1 protein-coding gene is annotated in these 3373 nt (G+C 74.4%); it reads left to right on the top strand.

Annotation, left to right across the window (positions count from 1 at the left end; all coding sequences use genetic code 11):
* On the top strand, positions 1-3373 hold a 3373-nt coding region (locus ACIQU6_RS44185), incomplete at both ends, for an SDR family NAD(P)-dependent oxidoreductase (protein WP_403488312.1).

Here is a 3373-nt window from a genome sequence, read left to right as displayed (position 1 = left end):
GAGGTGCTGCGCTCACTGGGTGTGGCCGACGACCACATCGCCTCCTCCCGGACCCTGGACTTCGCGACGACGTTCGCCGAGGTCGCCGGCGACGGCGGCCTGGACGTCGTACTGAACTCCCTCGCGGGCGAGTTCGTGGACGCCTCGATGGGGTTGCTCGGTGCGGGCGGCCGGTTCCTGGAGATGGGCAAGACCGACATCCGGGACGCCGACACCGTCCCGGACCGCCTCGCCTACCACTCCTTCGACCTCGGCATGGTCGACCCCGACCACATCCAGCGGATGCTGCTCGACCTCGTCGACCTCTTCGACCGCGGAGTGCTGGCCCAGCTGCCGCTGCGCAGTTGGGACGTGCGTCGCGCCGGCGAGGCGTTCCGCTTCATGAGCCTGGCCCAGCACACCGGCAAGATCGTGCTGACCGTACCGCGGCCCCTCGACCCCGACGGCACCGTCCTGATCACCGGCGGCACCGGCGGCCTGGCCGGCCTGCTCGCCCGCCACCTCGTCACCGCACACGGCGCCCGCCACCTGCTGCTCGCCGGCCGGCGCGGCCCCGACGCCCCGGGTGCCACCGAACTCCGCGCCGAACTGGAGGAGTTGGGCGCCCGCGTCACCCTCGCCGCCTGCGACACCGCCGACCGCGCCGCCCTGACCGCGCTGCTCGCCACCGTGCCCGCCGACCACCCGCTCACCGCCGTCGTGCACACCGCCGGCGTGCTGGACGACGGCACCCTCACCGCCCTGACCCCCGACCGCCTCGCCACCGTCCTGCGCCCCAAGCTGGACGGCGCCTGGCACCTGCACGACCTCACCCGCGACCACGACCTGGCCGCGTTCGTGCTCTACTCCTCGACCGCCGGCGTCATGGGCGGCCCCGGCCAGGCCAACTACGCGGCCGGCAACGCCTTCCTGGACGCGCTCGCCGCCCACCGCCACGCCCTCGGCCTGCCCGCCACCTCGCTCGCCTGGGGCGCCTGGGAACAGGGCGCCGGCATGACCGGCGGACTGACCGACCACGACCTCCACCGCGTCAGCGACGCCGGCGGCCTCCCGCTGCTCTCCGCCGCCCGCGGCCTCGCCCTCTACGACGCCGCCACCGCCGCCGACGAACCCCTGATCGTCCCGCTCGGCCTCACCGGTGGCGCACTGCCCGCCGCGGCCGGCGTGCCCGCAGTCCTGCGCGGCCTGGTCCGCGCCACCGGCCGCCGCGCCCGGGCCGGCTCCGCCGGCGTCTCCCGCGCTGGCCTCGCCGAACGCCTGGCCGCCCTCCCCGAGGACGAGCGCACCCCGTTCCTCGTCGAGCTGGTCCGCACCGAGGCGGCCACCGTCCTCGGCCACGGTTCCACCGAACCCGTCGACGCCCGACGCGAGTTCCGCCAGCTCGGCTTCGACTCGCTCACCGCCATCGAACTGCGCAACCGGCTCGGCAAGGCCACCGGCCTCACCCTGCCCGCCACCCTCATCTTCGACTACCCGACCCCCGACCGGCTCGCCGACTACCTCCACGACGAACTCCTCGGCGCCGACGCCACGGTGACCGTCACCGCCGCGGCACCGTCCCCCGCGGCCGACGACGACCCGGTCGTCATCGTCGGCATGGCCTGCCGCTTCCCCGGCGGCGTCGGTTCCCCGGAAGACCTGTGGGACCTGGTGGCCACCGGAACCGACGCGATCACCGGATTCCCCGCCGACCGCGAGTGGGACCGCCACCCGGCGCTCGGCGGCGCCCAGGGCGCCCCCTCCGGGCAGGGCGGATTCCTGCGCGACATCGCCGACTTCGACGCCGCGTTCTTCGGCATCTCCCCGCGCGAGGCCCTCGCCATGGACCCGCAGCAGCGGATCCTCCTGGAGGTCGCCTGGGAGGCCGCCGAACGCGCCGGCATCGACCCGCACGCCCTGCGCACCACCCCCACCGGCGTGTTCATGGGCGTCAGCGGCCAGGACTACGCCGGACTCGTGATGCGCTCCCGGGACGACATCGCCGGCCACGCCACCACCGGCCTCGCCGTCAGCGTCGTCTCCGGCCGCCTCGCCTACGCCCTCGGCCTGGAAGGCCCGGCACTGTCCGTCGACACCGCCTGCTCCTCCTCCCTGGTCTCCGTGCACCTGGCCGCCCAGGCGCTGCGCACCGGCGAGTGCACCATGGCGCTGGCCGGCGGCGTCACCGTCATGACCACCGCCGCCAACTTCACCGGCTTCTCCCGGATGGGCGGCCTCGCCCAGGACGGCCGCTGCAAGGCGTTCTCCGACTCCGCCGACGGCACCGGCTGGTCCGAGGGCGCCGCCGTCCTCGTCCTGGAACGGCTCTCCGCCGCCCGCCGCGCCGGCCACCGCGTCCTCGCCGTGGTGCGCGGCTCGGCCGTCAACCAGGACGGCGCCTCCAACGGCCTGACGGCGCCCAACGGCCCGGCCCAGCAGCGCGTCATCCGCCAGGCCCTCGCCAACGCCCAGCTGACCCCGGCCGACGTGGACGCCGTCGAGGCACATGGCACCGGCACCCCGCTCGGCGACCCCATCGAGGCCCAGGCGCTGATCGCCACCTACGGCGCCGACCGCGACCCCGAACGCCCGCTGCTGCTCGGCTCGGTGAAGTCCAACATCGGCCACACCCAGTCCGCCGCCGGCGCGGCCGGCCTGGTCAAGATGGTCATGGCCATGCGCCACGGCTCCCTGCCGCGCACCCTGCACCTCACCGAACCGTCCTCGCACGTCGACTGGTCGGACGGCACGGTTCGCCTGCTCGCCGAAGAGACCCCCTGGCCGGAGACCGGCCGACCGCGCCGGGCCGGCGTCTCCTCGTTCGGCATCAGCGGCACCAACGCCCACGTCATCCTGGAACAGCCGTCCGCCGAAGCCGAACCCGCGCCCGCGGTCGGCCGACCCGCCCCCACGGTGGTCGCCTGGCCCGTCTCCGCACAGACCCCGGCCGCCCTCGACGCCCAACTCGACCGCCTGCGCACCGTCGCCGCCACCCTGCCGCCCCTGGACACCGCACACACCCTGGCCAACGGCCGCTCCCTCTTCGAACACCGCGCCGTGCTGCTCGCCACCAACGACGGCACGGAGACCGAAGCCGCCGACGACACCGCCGGCACCGACGTCATCGGCCTCACCGAGGTCGCCAGGGGGGCGGCAACCCCCCGTCGCACGGCCTTCCTCTTCTCGGGTCAGGGTGCGCAGCGTCTGGGGATGGGGCGTGAGTTGTATGCGGCTTTCCCGGTGTTCGCGGATGCCTTCGATGAGGTTGTGGCGTTGTTGGATGTGGAGTTGGAGCTGAGTGTCTCTCTGCGGGAGGTGGTGTGGGGAGGTGAGGGTGAGTGTGGGTTGTTGGATCGGACGCGTTGTGCTCAGCCGGCGTTGTTTGCGGTGGAGG

The organism is Streptomyces sp. NPDC090442 (assembly GCF_044769405.1).
Classification (GTDB): Bacteria; Actinomycetota; Actinomycetes; order Streptomycetales; family Streptomycetaceae; genus Streptomyces.
This window is presented reverse-complemented; position numbering and strand designations above follow the sequence as displayed.